This is a genomic window from Rhizobium sp. P1_B8, assembly GCF_056406515.1.
In genome coordinates, this window is sequence record NZ_JBFTZZ010000047.1 from 22,736 (window position 1) to 36,191 (window position 13,456).

Sequence of the window (13,456 nt, forward strand, 5' to 3'; positions counted from 1 at the left end):
AAGCCGTCTTGTTGGAACTCCCTGCCCAACGAAAATCATAAGCCACGATGTGTCCGATGGTCTGCGTCCAACAAGAACATTCAATTCAGCAAGCCACGGCGCGTCGATCTGGGGCTGTAAGCGCCGTTGCTGTGGGTGGCTGAATTGAATAGCGCCATGCCATTGGGACTTCGTTTTCCGCCGCGCCGTCTTCTCAGAAAGCGGGTTTAGGTCGTGACCCGCTTATGATCGAAGATGAATTTTTTCCATCGGCGCACCGTATATTTGCTGAAAATTCCATTCAGGAAAAACGGATCGTTCTCAATATAATCAATCGCCTCCTGCCGCACGTCAGTGTCAAGCAGAATGAGCCCACCGTTTGGAAAGTCGTCGTCATCAGGAAAAAAGCCGCCGCTGGCGATAATGCGATGTTCATTCTGCATTATATAGTCAATGTGCACAGGCCGAATTTGCTGTTTTTTCTCTCGAACATCCGGGTCGTCCACGAACGTTATCGCATAGGCCATGTGCACCTCCTTGCTGACCGTGATAAAAGGGACAATCAAGGCGCAAGATTTGCATTAAACCGCAACCAGTATCCCGTCCTCATGTCATTAACTTCGTGATCGTCGTGCCGCAATGGTGCCAGACGAATTGCTATAATCTGGGGTTATCACCATATCGGTGGGTCCGATCCGAAAGCGGGCGCCTCGGGAGCGAGACGCTCCGATCTTGGCCTGGAACGTCCAAATACGGGACCGAGGAGTTCGCCGGGGTCTCAAATATGTCTGCCTCGCAGCACTCGCCACGATCGGCGCCATTCCGTTACCGTTCGTGGCGGGACGGGCCTCATCGCCGCTGAACGCAAATGGCGCGTCGAAACGCTCCTGCGTCACGGCACTCAGAGGCGTGGTCAGTCGGTGTCGGCACCACGCTACGTCCGCGCGTCAAAGGCTAAGCGTCGCCGAAGCGCTCAAGCATCTTTCGAAGTTCGATGTTCTGTTGAAGCAGATGCTCGGCCAGTAGGCGTTTAAGCTGTCGGTTTTCCTCATAAAGGACAGTCAGTTCATCGCGCGAAGCGTCGTTCGGTGCCGGCGTTGACTGTCGCTCGGCGACACTCGCGGCTTTCCCGCGTCCAGCCCTTCGCCGGCGCCTCTTGATTGCGCGAGCTTGAGGTTTTGACGCTTCTTCCTCAGGGGACGAATCGACTGCGGCAATCCAAGGCTCGTGTTGAACCGGCGCACCAAGTTGCTCAGTATCCCGCGACAATTCACCAACATTGTCGCCGTCAGCCTCAGCGCTGAAGACAAGATCCTTTTCCGGCGAGGGATGCGGCTGCGATGGCCCATGTTTCTCTGACGCCGTTCCAATCATGTTGGGTTCGAAAAGATGCGGTGCCTCAGCTTGCGCCTGACGAGCCAGAGACTTGAGATCAGCATTCCCCCAGATGGAATCTGGCTGCTTGGCCGACCGACGCCGTCCTGATTTAAATTCGACAACGAATTTTCGCTGCTGTGTTTTCATAAGTGTTCCGTATTTGAGGTGTTTTGCCGATTGTTACGATCCGTCGAATCGCTCAAGCATCCTTTTAAGCTGAACATTCTGCAAATGCAGCTTTTCAGCCAACTGCTTTCTCAGTTGCTTAATGTCCTCATCCAGGCTCATGACGCTCGCAAAGAAGCTCTCATGCGGGGAGATTAGCGGCTCAGGTTGCTGCTTATCAGTACGTGTGGTGTTCTGCACGACAGCATCCGCACGCACGCCCTTTGCGATTTCCGACTTTCTTCCCGCAGCCTTTAAACGGTGATTAATCGCTTTTCTTACCGGCGGTGAGGGCCTGCCATCATCATGTGGGTCAAGTGTAGGGAAATCCACTGGTTGCGAAGCCGCCCGCACGGGAACGACATCGATGACAGCGACGGGGGACGTCGTTGCCGAGACGTCATCAACAGGCAGGTGTTCGTTCTGCGTGGGTCCGTCTGAAGCTTTGGGTAGGTTTGAGGGTGTCTGCTCCCCCTCGCCTTGGCTTAAGTCGCCTTTTAGCTCATCCCCAGTCAAGCCCTCTTGCACGTCTGCCCGCCGCCTTCGCGACGCCAGCTCAGCTAGGAATTTCCATGGTGATTTCATAACGTCTCAACCTCGATCAATTCGCGCGAAACGCTCTCGCTTTTTATCTGGTTTCGCCCCCAGGCGGCACACTCGTCTGATCGAGTTTGCAGTGATCGGGGCCGATCTCACAACCGTCCCCAATTGCTTGATGATCAATCCAGACCCAGCCGTTTGCGCAGATCGGCGTTTTCGCCGCGCAGCTTTTCAGCAAGTGACTTCCGGAGCCTCTTATTCTCTTCCTCAAGCATAAGAAGCTCCGCCATCTCATCGATTGCCGAAGTAGGCGTTTCGATAGGTTGCCGTACTCGCTTAACACGAGTGCCGCTCTTTTGAACCTGAGGCGCTGCTTTTGCACCTCGTTTGCCGGCGGCGGGCGCTGCTGTCGCGACGTTGACGTCATCGGTCTCCTCGCTGCGCTTTCTTCGGCCTCGTTTCACTTTCTCGGTTGTTGCAATAGACGGAGCCGCTGTGGCTTCGAGAGCGGGCTTTTTAACCCGTCGGGCGCGTTGTTTTTTTACCGCAGGCGCCTTTACCGGCATATTCGTCTCGGCACCCACAAGAACGGCGCCTGCATTATCCTCGTCAGCCATTAGTTATCTCCTCTATAGCCAAATATTGTTTTCGGCTGAGGCGACGTCGGAGTCAATGCGGGGGACAGATGACGCAAAGCTCCTAGCTGCAGCGGCCGCACGAGACGTAGTGCGAAAGCATAGACTGCGTTCCAATTGTCGTGGCCGCTCCGTGCAGTTGCAACGACATGAAGGTGATGGGATCGCAGGAGAACCGGTGCGCAAAAGACCATCAACGGCCTTTCCACGGCGGATCAAAACACCATTGGCCAATCAATTGATGAGTGCGTGGTTTCTCAGCTTGGCGTTTTGACGGAGTAGCGCAGGTGAACGGCGCCATGGCCCAATGGATCGCATGATATCAGCGACAATTCGACTTTATCGGCCAAACCCTCTTCCCCAAACTCGATTATACGATCGCTGCCTCTTCTTGCCTCGAGCGCCGGAGCGACGATAAGGCTGAGTTCGTCGACCAAGCCAGCCGCCATCAGCGAACCATTAACATTGGCCCCGCCCTCGAGCAAAACGCGGGTGATACCCAGTTCTTTTCTTAGAAGTTCGAGCATCGCGCCGACGTCAATCTCCTTGTCGTCCGATACCAGATAAGAAACGCCATCACCTGCAAGTTCCGCTAGATGTCGATCGGAAACGTCTGATCCAAGCAACGCGATAACATGATCGCCATACAGCTCGTCTTTGGAAAAATGAAGCTTGCCGGAGGGGTCAAGCGCAATCGCAAAACTGGACGCGCCGGGCCGAGCGAAATAATGGGGCCGTTTGGCATCAGGGGTTCCGGACGGAGGATGAGGTCCAGCCTTCGTGATTTCGGCCATCGTCACACGCCCCACCATCCATGCGGTTGCGCTGTGCAACGTGTGAACCTTTTCATAAAGCGACGACCAGTCCGATCGAACGCCGTCCGGGCTCCTAGTCCACCGGCTAGGGTGCAGGCTGCCATCTGGGGAGGTCATCATGAGGCAAATGACTTGAGGTCTATCACTCATACTCGCATTCCCCTTTCGCCATATTTTCGTCCCTTGCCATATAGCGTCTGTCGACCTGATGCTAGCCTTTGAACTCTCACCCGGTCGAGCGAGGATATATCGTCACGCTATATCTCATGGGCCACACGGCGGTGCTTGCCTTCTCGACACGAGATGAAGGGTTGACGCGACGGGTCTGCAGAGTACTTAGGATTGGCGCACCATAACGCAGTGGGCACTAAAAGCTCGAGTCTCAGTGTAGGCCCTCTCGCCTGAAAGCGCCCATGACTGAAAAATCTTCCTATCGCGGAGTGGTTGTCGTCGCGATCATGGCATGCATGGCGATGATCGCCATCGAGGCAACGATTGTTTCAACCGCAATGCCGCAGATCGCTGCCCAACTCGGACAGATCAATCTCTATTCTTGGGTTTTTCCTCATTCCTGTTGACCCAAACGACGACGATCGTCGTCTTTGGCAAGCTTGCGGATATCTATGGCCGCAAGCCGATGGTCCTTGTCGGCATCGCGCTATTTCTGTTTGCTTCGGTGCTTGCAGGGTTCGCATGGTCGATGCCGTCGATAATCGCCTTTCGTCTCCTGCAAGGAATTCGTGCCGGGGCAATTCAACCCGTCACTATGACGGTGGTCGCCGATCTCTTTCCCGGCAATCAGCGTGGCAAGGTCCAAGGTTATACGCGAGCTGGCGACGCTGCGCATTTTCAGTATCCGGAACCGGCCGCATCCCAGATAGCGGCCTTCGTCAAGTATACGTGGAAGGCCTGACCGCGCCTGCTCTGATTGAGCAAGTGCATGAGAACCCGCAGATGTTGGAGATCAGAAGACACCGGAGACCGTTACGTCGAAGTCCGCGCCAGCCAACGGCTGTAGCTGCACAGGGGCAAAGGTCAACTTCGAGGCGTAATAACCGTGGGTAACTTTGCAGCACTGTCGATTTTGCCCATAGTACTCTCCGCGTGAATTCTAGCTGCTCTCCGCTCTTCGCCTCCCCGATGTCTCTTTCAGGCAGCACTGATCCGGCCAGATCGAGTCACGACAGAGTGTTTTCATATTAGCAATAGAAAACTGCGCCAAATGGCCCGCCAAACCTATCCATATAATCTCGACCTATATGTTGCGTCCGACAGGTCACCCGCGACAAGAAACGGTTAACGGCCCTCGCGCACGATGAGCCGCATATCGATGTGACGCGTCTGTAGGCCAGTCACCGGGGGGAGCGAAAAATGAAGATAGACCAAGTGCTGGCGCGTTTCAGAATTCAGACAAAAGTCTTGATATTCATCGTGCCATTCATTGTAAGCATCGTCGCAGTGGGCATTACCGGCCTCTATGCGACCGACACCTTGCGTGGACGCATGACAGTTTCGAACAACATCGTTCAATCTCTATCCGGTTTCAAAGAGGTATCGGCCGCGATGACCGACTTCCTGGCCAACGCAACGGTCGAACGACGGGATCTCGCAGCAGAAAAGCTCAACGAACAGATTTCTATCCTTTCCAACACCATGTCGGATTTGAAACCTGGTGCGGCTGGCCGCGATACGATTGAAGCCTCCCTGGCCACCTCGCAAGACATCGCCGAGAGCATCAAACAGCTCTGGAGCGAGCAGGAGCACAAGACTGCGGTCGTCGTGCAGCTACGTACCCAGCTCGACGGCATCACGAGTTTGCAGAAGAGGATTGGCGCCGAGACGGAAACGCTTGCTGCGCAATTCACCCGCAAGGAGTTTGATACGAAAATTGTCCTGCGCCAGGCGAACCGTGTCGCAAAGGCGGCCGGATTTCTCGACAGTTTGGTCTCAGCATTTCAAACCCGGCCGGATGGAAACGCCAAATTCGACTATTTGGCATCCCAGATGACCGGCTTGCGCAATCAGCAACACGCCCTAGTCGACAGCCTTTCGAACCAGCCTGCCCTTAACAGGACACTTTCGGCAACAATCGACACTTTGTCGCAAATCATCGCCGCCGGCGACAGGTCGGCGACCTCCGCCGATGCGATTTCCGCTGCCGTCCAGGGACTCTCGGCCATATCCGCTGACTTGTTACGGGAGTCCACCAGAAAGATGGATGAAGCCGGCGCGAGGTTTGCTGAATTGGATGGCCCGATGAAAAAAATGACCGTCACGACAGACCGCAGCCGCAAATTGCTGGACAGCGGTTATATCGTGCAGACGACGGCAACACCCTTTATGCTAGCGCCGACCACAGAGAATGCCGCCCAGCTGTCGATGGCAATGCGAAGCCAAGAAAAAAGCGTGCAGAGCTTGGTGGCGGTGTCCGCCAACCTCGGCGCCGTCGCGGATCTTGCAAAGGAGATCGGTGCAACGATCGGCGCGATGAAAACCACCATTGCGGACCTAGTCAACATCGAAACCGAGCGCCAAAAGCGCTTCTCAAACGCCGCCGCGAGCATCAACAGTGTCTGGGAAAACCTAACCCGTTTTGCCGCTGTTCAAGAGCGCACAGCTGCAGCCGAAGGAAGCAATGCAAACTCTGTTTCGGCTGCGGCAACGGCGCTCGGCGTTGCTGTCGCGGCTGTCGCCGGGATAGGCCTCATCCTGACCTTCCGAGGCCCTATACGCGACATCACCAACGCGATGCGACGGCTCGCCGATGGGTCGCTTGAGACCGAGATTATCGGCGTATCGCGTGCTGATGAGCTCGGTGAAATGGCACGCGCGCTCGGCATCTTCAAGCAGAACGCCCTTCAGAAAGCCGTGATTGAGCAGCGATCGGAGGACCAGCGGGTACAGGCTGAGGAAGAACGGCGGCACAATGATCTCCAAAGGTCGCAGGTCGAGCAACAGATTGCCTTTGCCGTCGATGCTTTGGCAAAGGGTATGGAGAGGCTGTCCAAGGGCGACATCTCGCAAACCATCGATACTCCTCTTTACGGAAGGCTCGAGCAATTGCGGCTCGACTTCAATGATTCTGTGGCGCGCCTCAATAGCACGATGGTGCAGATCCACGCCAACACTTACTCGATCCAACTGAATTTGCGCGATCTGTCGGACTCTGCCGACCAGCTTGCAAAGCGCACCGAACAGCAAGCGGCCGCGCTCGAAGAGACAGCCGCGGCCGTTGAAGAGGTCACGACCGCCGTCAAGTCAGCATCGCAAAAAGCGCAGGAGGCCAACAGCGTCGTAACCGAAGCCGAGGATTCTGCCGACGCCTCCTCGCGGACGGTGGAAGAAGCCGTGTCCGCCATGGCGCGTATCGAGGATGCGTCGGGGACGATCGCGCAGATCATCGACGTCATTGACGAGATCGCATTCCAGACCAATCTCCTCGCCCTGAATGCAGGGATCGAGGCCGCGCGCGCCGGCGATGCTGGAAAAGGCTTTGCCGTCGTCGCACACGAGGTTCGCGAACTGGCCCAACGCTCCGCCCAGGCGGCAACACAGATCAAGCAACTGATTGATACATCGTCGCATGAGGTGTCGAGCGGAGCGCAGCTCGTGAATAAAACGGGGGCCGTCATGAACCAGATTTCTCAGAAGGTCCATCTGGCGTCGAAACTGGTTGAGATGATCGCGTTGGCCAGCCGTGAACAGTCGGCCGGGTTGAACGACATCAATGCCTCGGTGGCCAGCATGGACAAGATGACGCAAAGGAATGCGGCGATGGTGGAAGAGACAACGGCGGCAACGACACAACTGGCCGGCGAAGCCGACGATTTGATGTCGCTTGTCGGGCAGTTCAAGCTTCAGGCCGTCAACAAGGCCTCGCCCGCACATCTGAAAACGGTGGCAGCCTAGCCACTAGTCCGCTTTGGCCAGTCGGCATGTCGTTCACACCTGGCAGCGCCGACAGCCAGCTTTGTCGCATTGAAGATTGCGCGAATACTAAAATGGCAGATTGGACAACCCTGGCGCCGCCACCGGCGAAATCGTGGGCCGCGTACCAAAGTTGGGCGCGGCCGAAACACTCATGGCGATAAAAGCCGCGTAAATCGCCCAAAGGGAATGGGCAGCACGCACGGCCAATAATCGCTCGGCCGTATAGCGACAATGGTTCGAACTTGTGATGGCGAACTGCCAGGACTTGGGGAGCATTCTCTCCCTAGAGCAGGGAAAGCCGCTCGCCGAGGCGATCGGCGAGATTGCTTACGGCGCTAGTTTCATTGAATGGTTTGCGGAAGAAGCACGTCGCCTTTACGGCGATCTTGTTCCGGGCCATCAACTGGACAGGCGCATCCTCGTGATGAAGTCACCGATTGGCGTCGTCGACGCCGTGGAATTTTCCAAATGCGATGATCACCCGTAAGGCAGTCCGGCCTTTTCGCAGGTTGCGCCATGGTGCTGAAGCCCGAAGGCAAACGTGGCGTGAACATCGGAGTTTTGCGATTTCATCCTGGACGTCACCGCGTCCGCTATAAGCCGAGCTTATGATGTCGTCGATTTGGGACATATCAATCGATCATTTGGGTTCTGTGATGCTCGGCGTCGTGATAGCGTTCAGGGTGTCATCGGTCTGTGCTCATGCCGCGTAGTGGCGGTACTTAATACCGCCCGCTCGCTCAACACGATGACCCTTCGAGGAAACAAAACTCTGCTGGGAGGAGAATTCGCCTTGTCGCCAACCAATGCCGAGTCATCCCTGGAAAGCCGCCCGGAAATCTCTGTCTACTGGATTCCAGGTTGCTCCAGCTGCGTTAAAGTAAAAGAGTTTATTTCGGAACACGGATTGGCGTTTGAATCTCTTAACGTGCTGGAGCGCCCGGAGGCGATGGAAGAGGTCACCAGAGCCGGGCTCCGGGGTGTTCCGGCAGTAAGGCGCGCGAATACTTATGCCTACGCCCAGTCCCTTGATGACGTGGCAGCACTTCTGGGCGTGGCAAACAAACACACCAAATTATCGTGCGACGTTCTGTTCAGCCGGTGGGACGATATCCTGGAAAAGACGAGGGCCATTGTCGCTGCCTTTGACGCGGATGTTCTACAACGGCCAGTTATTCCACAGCGCGACAGAACGATCCGCGAACTGTGCGTTCACACCTTCCAAGTCGCGGAATCATTCCTGCGCCAGGTTGCCGATGACACGATCGATGCACGCGCGATTTACCTAGACCCTCGACCAGACATACAGACTAGAGCCGACATGCTCTCCTATGTCGACGATGTGCGCTGCGAATATCGCAACACTTTCATACCTGCGAATTCCAGCGCCAAGCCTGACTATCTCAACACGCATTACGGACAACAGCCGTTTGCGCAGGTGCTTGAGCGTGGCGTGTGGCACACTGCACAGCACGCCAGACAGCTCGACCACGTTGCTGCAGGTATTGGTTTCGAGCTGCAGATTCCGCAAGCCCTATATCTGGGACTGCCCATACCCAACCGATTATGGTCCTAAGGATGGCGAACTCCTGCGCGGCTTAACCTGGTGCGCCTTCTCGCTTGACAAGTTTAGCGATCTTCGCGCGCGCGAGACTTCAAAGCTGATCTTGGAAAATCGCTGCCGCAAGCCCGAAAGGATGGGGGGAAGCACCTGAAGTGGTGATCCATTTTCAGAGAGATAGATTTTTTATGCCCCTTGATGCCTGGCTTCATAACCTCGGCATATACTGCCATATTTCAGCCTGCGATGATCTTGATGGGGCGTCGGACGGTATCATCAGCCATATTTCGGCTTGCAACGCTGCATTTGATATTGCATCGTTCCGCTGCCAGGACGGAACGGACGCCGGCGACACCTGCCTGTCCAATGCACAGATCCAAGCTGTCCGATTAATTACGTCTGAATACAAACCAGGTGTGACGATCGCGGGAATGGATACATTCCCGAAATGGCCGTTCTTGGAGGGTGCTCCCTTTCAAGGTCCGTCAAATTTTGGGCTGTTGCGCCAGCCGTCAAATCCAATCACCGGCAAGGAGGCCCTGCTCTACTCGGCGGGAGATCAAACCGTTAAGTTCATCGTGACCCGCAACCCGCAATTCGATGCAATGACCTTCGATCCGCAAGAGTGGAAAGACCGGCTTTCTGTGTTGGGATCAATCATGGACGTCACCGATGTGAGCCTGGACGGTTTCCTGTCCAAGGGCGGCAAGATCATCCTGATACATGGTACGGCAGACGACTTGATCACCCCCCATAACTCCATCGCATACTACCAGCGGCAGCTCTCGCGATACGGACAAGACCGCCTAGATTCATTTTTGCGCTTTTACATGATCCCAGGCTACGGGCATGGCTTCGGGAAATTCAACGCAAAATACGCCAGCCTTGATGCTCTTGAAAACTGGGTCGAAAATGGCCGCGCTCCGAGCGGGCTCATTGCCGTTGACGGCAACCCGGGTGCGAACCGCTCCCGTCCGATGTGCGAATGGCCGGCATGGCCAAAATTTACCGGCAATCCTGGAACGGAAGGCGCGTCAACCAGCTACACCTGTGTAAAGGGCTAGAATGCGCCGCGGCGAAATCCGCCTTTGCGCGCGGCGCGCGCGCATGAAGATCTCCAGGTGTCCGAAAACTTCAGGGGAATTTGGACGAAAAGTCCAAACGTTGATTATAAGCTCTCATTATAGTGCTGACTGCAACGTGCTTCCCATGATCCGTCATGCCCCATAGTTACTGCCTTGAGGCAAGTCGCTGTGTAAAAAGGGAGGGATGCAGATGCCGAAAGTCGATGTGAGCATTTTAGCGAGAGGCCTGAGATTCCCAGAAGGCCCGGTGGCCATGAGTGACGGCTCGGTCTTTGTCGTGGAGCTTTCTGGCAAGGCGATCAAGCGGATTTCATCCGATGGAGAAGTGTCCATAATCGTGGACGCCGGCGGGAGCCCAAACGGCATGGCCGTCGGTCCGGATGGCGCTCTCTACATTTGCAACAACGGTGGCCTGATATTTCCGGAAAGTCATTTTCCGTCGGTCGGAATAGCGAGCGACTATCGGGGCGGCTACATCCAACGCCTGGATCTCAAATCTTACACCATCAGTGAGCTATATACCCACTGTGAAGATCGCCGTCTTTCAGCACCGAACGACCTTGTCTTTGACAGCCATGGCGGGTTTTATTTCACCGACCTTGGCAAACGACATTCCACGCATCGCGACCATGGCGGCGTCTATTACGCAAAGGCAGATGGCTCTCTAATAACGCGCGTCGTCTATCCCCTGCTGACACCGAACGGCATAGGCTTGTCGCCAGATGGAAACCGGCTCTATGTGGCCGATACGGAAACAGCACGCCTCTATGCTTACGACATCAGAGCGCCCGGCAAGATCGATCTGTTACCCTTTCCTGCACCGTACGGCGCCACAGTGCTTGTAGGGCTGCCCGGCTACCAACGTTTTGATAGTCTTGCTGTCGACCAGGAAGGAAACATCTGCATTGCCACTCTAGGCAGCGGTACGCTGACTGTCGTGTCTCCTTCGGGAGAATTGATGGAGCAGATTGAGTTCGACGAGACGTATCCCACCAACGTCTGCTTCGGGGGACCGAACAACCATACTGCGTATGTCACGCTGTCGGAAACCGGCAGACTCGTTTCCTTTCCCTGGCGCCGCCCAGGCCTGAAGCTCAATTTCAACCTTTGAATTTCTCTCGGATTTCAAGGGCGCGGCGCATGAAGGCCGCCCGTCGAATCCATGCCGTGTGGTAGATGATACCGACGTTGCGCGATAACGCTTTGTTGGCACGAATTAAACGCGTTTGGTGCATGTCCCGCGGGGATGGCACCACAAGATCTCTGGCTGATGCTCTACTACTCGCCCTATCAGGCGCTGCCGCCCCGCATCGCTTCGTTCTCAAAATTCTTCGAGCAACAGGTTGCGCCGCATATGGTGATGCTGGGCTGAAGTCTGTCAGCGGCCCCATACCGTCTGCCTAGATCAGCGCATGGAAGACCGGTGCTATATCAAATCTGGGAAGGGCGCGTTCCCGGTTGCTCTCTACACCTCCGCGTCTTCCTCCAAGCGGATACCCGCCTGGATACCTTCAAGACTTCGGCCAACAGCAACGGGGGCCTGGAGCGACTGGGTGTCGCAACAACTGGATGATGCGAAGGCGGGACAGCCACAGGTCTACGACTTTGACGCTCCGCGGCTTCGCTTCATCAGCCTGTTCAAGACGCCACTTGCCGCCGATGCCGTCGAGAAGGACATAAGTCGCACGGTGTTTCCTCGTCTGGTGGCAATTGACTTGGCTACCGACGAAGAGCGCTGGACAGCCGCCGCTCGCTCGTCATGACGCGGCATATGCTGAATTGCGGCARCGGAGYCTTATGCCTGCCGACRGAGYTGAGTTTGTTATTGCGCTGCTCATCGGATGGTCGCTAAGTCATGCTGCCATAGCAGTGCGTCTTTGTGTCGGACGAGCTAYTTCGGCCATGACCTTGCCCCCAAGTTTTATCCAGTTTTGAGTTCGCTCCAGCGGTTTTTGGTTGCTGTATTCTGGGCGGTAGCGGCGTGAAGCGGTGCGGAGCCGTTCCGGCTGCGTAGCGCCGCATCACGTCGCGGGTTGATTGTCTGAGCGAACTCGGCAGGTGTCATCCAGCCGAGTCCAGAGTGCGGTCGATGATCGTTGTAATCGCTGCGCCAGTTTGAAAGCGCTGATCGAACATGGGTCAGTGACGAGAAGAGCGTTTCATTCAAGAACTCGTCTCGCAGCCGCCCATTGAAGCTTTCGATGAAGGCATTCTGGATCGGCTTGCCAGGCGCAATGTAATGCCATTCCACCTTGGTCCGATCCGTCCACTGCAGAATCGCGTTGCTGGTGAACTCGCTGCCATTGTCGCTGACGATCATTTTTGGCTTGCCTCGTCTCTCGATGATCCGGTCCAACTCACGGGCAACCCGCAAGCCGGAAAGGGACGTATCCGCAACGAGAGCCAGGCATTCTCTGGTGCAATCGTCGACGACCGTAAGCACCCGGAACCTGCGTCCATCGGTGAGTTGATCCGACACGAAGTCCAGTGACCAGCGATCATTGGCGGCAAGCGGGATCAGCATCGGTGCTCGTGTGCCTATCGCTCGCTTCCGCCCGCCGCGCTTGCGCACGGTGAGCTTCTCCTCCCGATAGAGCCGGAAAAGCTTTTTGTGGTTCACAAGGTGTCCCTCGCGCCTGAGCAGCACATGAAGGCGTCGATAGCCAAAGCGGCGGCGCTCATGGGCCAACGCCTTCATGCGCTCGCGAAGGCCATGATCGTCGCCGCGGCTGGTTTCGTAACGGATCGTCATTCGGCAAAAGCCGATGGCTTTACACGCCCGCCGTTCGCTCATCTGGTGGTGATCCATCAGATGAGCGACAGCTTTCCGCCTTGCTGCGGGCGTCACCACTTCTTTCCCAAAAGGTCTTTCAAAGCCGCATTGTCGAGCATGGCGTCTGCCAGTAGCCGTTTCAGCTTCGTGTTCTCGTCTTCCAGCGTCTTCAGCCGCTTGGCTTCGGATACGTCCATGCCGCCGAACTTGGCTTTCCATTTATAGATGCTGGCATCGCTGACGCCGTGCTTGCGGCAAAGCTCCGAGACCGGCGTGCCAGCCTCGTGCTCCTTCAGAATGTTGATGATTTGTTCGTCTGTGAAACGATTGCGCTTCATTCCCTGGTCCTCTCAATGGGCCAGAGCTTACTTCAAAATGGATTATTTCAACGGGGCAAGGTCAGCCAGATAGAATTCGAGACTCCAAGGCAATTCMATGACCGAACARCTTTCTCTTCCTCGCGATCGAATTTCCGTGCTTCTGATGGAAGGGATCAGTCAGAGCGCGGTGGACTACTTCGCTTTATCCGGCTACGTCAACCTGACCCATTTGCCGAAGGCTCTGGATGACAAAGATCTCAAAAGTCATATAGCCGA

General features: G+C 55.9%; 12 protein-coding genes and 4 pseudogenes. 9 read left to right on the top strand and 7 right to left on the bottom strand.

Features of this window, described 5'->3' with window-relative positions; translation table 11 throughout:
• Positions 1-206: 206 nt before the first annotated feature.
• From AC1D2N_RS34070 to AC1D2N_RS34090, 5 genes are all read right to left on the bottom strand, one after another.
• Positions 207-506: a YciI family protein gene (locus tag AC1D2N_RS34070; protein ID WP_018517557.1), complete on the bottom strand. Its 300-nt coding sequence runs from the start codon at positions 504-506 to the stop codon at positions 207-209.
• A 427-nt stretch (positions 507-933) separates the two neighbouring features.
• Positions 934-1,503: a hypothetical protein gene (locus AC1D2N_RS34075; protein WP_018517556.1), complete on the bottom strand. Its 570-nt coding sequence runs from the start codon at positions 1,501-1,503 to the stop codon at positions 934-936.
• Positions 1,504-1,536: 33 nt separating this feature from the next.
• Positions 1,537-2,049, bottom strand: coding sequence for a hypothetical protein (locus AC1D2N_RS34080; RefSeq protein ID WP_128408340.1), 513 nt, complete (start codon positions 2,047-2,049; stop codon positions 1,537-1,539).
• Between the two features lie 191 nt (positions 2,050-2,240).
• A complete protein-coding gene (locus AC1D2N_RS34085; RefSeq protein ID WP_018517554.1) occupies positions 2,241-2,678 on the bottom strand; it encodes a hypothetical protein in 438 nt (145 codons plus the stop codon).
• 275 nt (positions 2,679-2,953) lie between these two features.
• Complete coding sequence (locus tag AC1D2N_RS34090) at positions 2,954-3,661, bottom strand: RibD family protein (protein ID WP_018517553.1); 708 nt, start codon at positions 3,659-3,661, stop codon at positions 2,954-2,956.
• Positions 3,662-3,924: 263 nt separating this feature from the next.
• Here AC1D2N_RS34090 and AC1D2N_RS34095 point away from each other — a divergent pair.
• The 8 genes and pseudogenes from AC1D2N_RS34095 to AC1D2N_RS34130 all read left to right on the top strand — a co-directional run.
• A pseudogene (locus AC1D2N_RS34095) lies at positions 3,925-4,334 on the top strand (MFS transporter); the annotation flags it as partial.
• 548 nt (positions 4,335-4,882) lie between these two features.
• On the top strand, positions 4,883-7,420 hold the full coding sequence (locus AC1D2N_RS34100; protein WP_018517552.1) for a methyl-accepting chemotaxis protein: 2,538 nt from the start codon (positions 4,883-4,885) through the stop codon (positions 7,418-7,420).
• 100 nt (positions 7,421-7,520) lie between these two features.
• Positions 7,521-7,972, top strand: a pseudogene (locus tag AC1D2N_RS34105) (aldehyde dehydrogenase family protein); the annotation flags it as partial.
• Positions 7,973-8,234: 262 nt separating this feature from the next.
• A complete protein-coding gene (locus AC1D2N_RS34110; protein WP_158672600.1) occupies positions 8,235-9,017 on the top strand; it encodes a glutaredoxin domain-containing protein in 783 nt (260 codons plus the stop codon).
• Positions 9,018-9,157: 140 nt separating this feature from the next.
• Positions 9,158-10,066 carry a tannase/feruloyl esterase family alpha/beta hydrolase gene (locus AC1D2N_RS34115; RefSeq protein WP_018517550.1) on the top strand — a complete coding sequence of 303 codons (909 nt, stop codon included), beginning with the start codon at positions 9,158-9,160 and terminating at the stop codon, positions 10,064-10,066.
• Between the two features lie 211 nt (positions 10,067-10,277).
• On the top strand, positions 10,278-11,198 hold the full coding sequence (locus AC1D2N_RS34120; RefSeq protein ID WP_032990428.1) for an SMP-30/gluconolactonase/LRE family protein: 921 nt from the start codon (positions 10,278-10,280) through the stop codon (positions 11,196-11,198).
• A gap of 112 nt (positions 11,199-11,310) precedes the next feature.
• Positions 11,311-11,459 (top strand): annotated as a pseudogene (locus AC1D2N_RS34125) (LysR family transcriptional regulator); the annotation flags it as partial.
• A gap of 181 nt (positions 11,460-11,640) precedes the next feature.
• The gene (locus tag AC1D2N_RS34130; protein ID WP_130716224.1) at positions 11,641-11,850 is read left to right on the top strand and encodes a hypothetical protein; all 210 of its coding nucleotides are present in this window, start codon (positions 11,641-11,643) and stop codon (positions 11,848-11,850) included.
• 158 nt (positions 11,851-12,008) lie between these two features.
• On the opposite strand, the gene AC1D2N_RS34135 is transcribed toward AC1D2N_RS34130, so the two are convergent.
• Both AC1D2N_RS34135 and AC1D2N_RS34140 read right to left on the bottom strand, forming a co-directional pair.
• Complete coding sequence (locus AC1D2N_RS34135; RefSeq protein ID WP_245484569.1) at positions 12,009-13,049, bottom strand: IS3 family transposase; 1,041 nt, start codon at positions 13,047-13,049, stop codon at positions 12,009-12,011.
• The gene (locus tag AC1D2N_RS34140; RefSeq protein ID WP_245484542.1) at positions 12,932-13,198 is read right to left on the bottom strand and encodes a transposase; all 267 of its coding nucleotides are present in this window, start codon (positions 13,196-13,198) and stop codon (positions 12,932-12,934) included. The genes AC1D2N_RS34135 and AC1D2N_RS34140 overlap by 118 nt, the downstream gene beginning before the upstream one ends.
• Before the next feature lie 97 nt (positions 13,199-13,295).
• Between AC1D2N_RS34140 and AC1D2N_RS34145 the strand changes: the two are divergent.
• Positions 13,296-13,456 (top strand): annotated as a pseudogene (locus AC1D2N_RS34145) (phosphoglycerate dehydrogenase); the annotation flags it as partial.

What these genes read in the sequence shown, in the direction of transcription:
- AC1D2N_RS34070 (WP_018517557.1), bottom strand. Translation starts at nt 506, where the DNA reads ATGGCCTATGCGATAACGTTCGTGGACGACCCGGATGTTCGAGAGAAA.
- AC1D2N_RS34075 (WP_018517556.1), bottom strand. Translation starts at nt 1,503, where the DNA reads ATGAAAACACAGCAGCGAAAATTCGTTGTCGAATTTAAATCAGGACGG.
- AC1D2N_RS34085 (WP_018517554.1), bottom strand. Translation starts at nt 2,678, where the DNA reads ATGGCTGACGAGGATAATGCAGGCGCCGTTCTTGTGGGTGCCGAGACG.
- AC1D2N_RS34090 (WP_018517553.1), bottom strand. Translation starts at nt 3,661, where the DNA reads ATGAGTGATAGACCTCAAGTCATTTGCCTCATGATGACCTCCCCAGAT.
- AC1D2N_RS34100 (WP_018517552.1), top strand. Translation starts at nt 4,883, where the DNA reads ATGAAGATAGACCAAGTGCTGGCGCGTTTCAGAATTCAGACAAAAGTC.
- AC1D2N_RS34120 (WP_032990428.1), top strand. Translation starts at nt 10,278, where the DNA reads ATGCCGAAAGTCGATGTGAGCATTTTAGCGAGAGGCCTGAGATTCCCA.
- AC1D2N_RS34140 (WP_245484542.1), bottom strand. Translation starts at nt 13,198, where the DNA reads ATGAAGCGCAATCGTTTCACAGACGAACAAATCATCAACATTCTGAAG.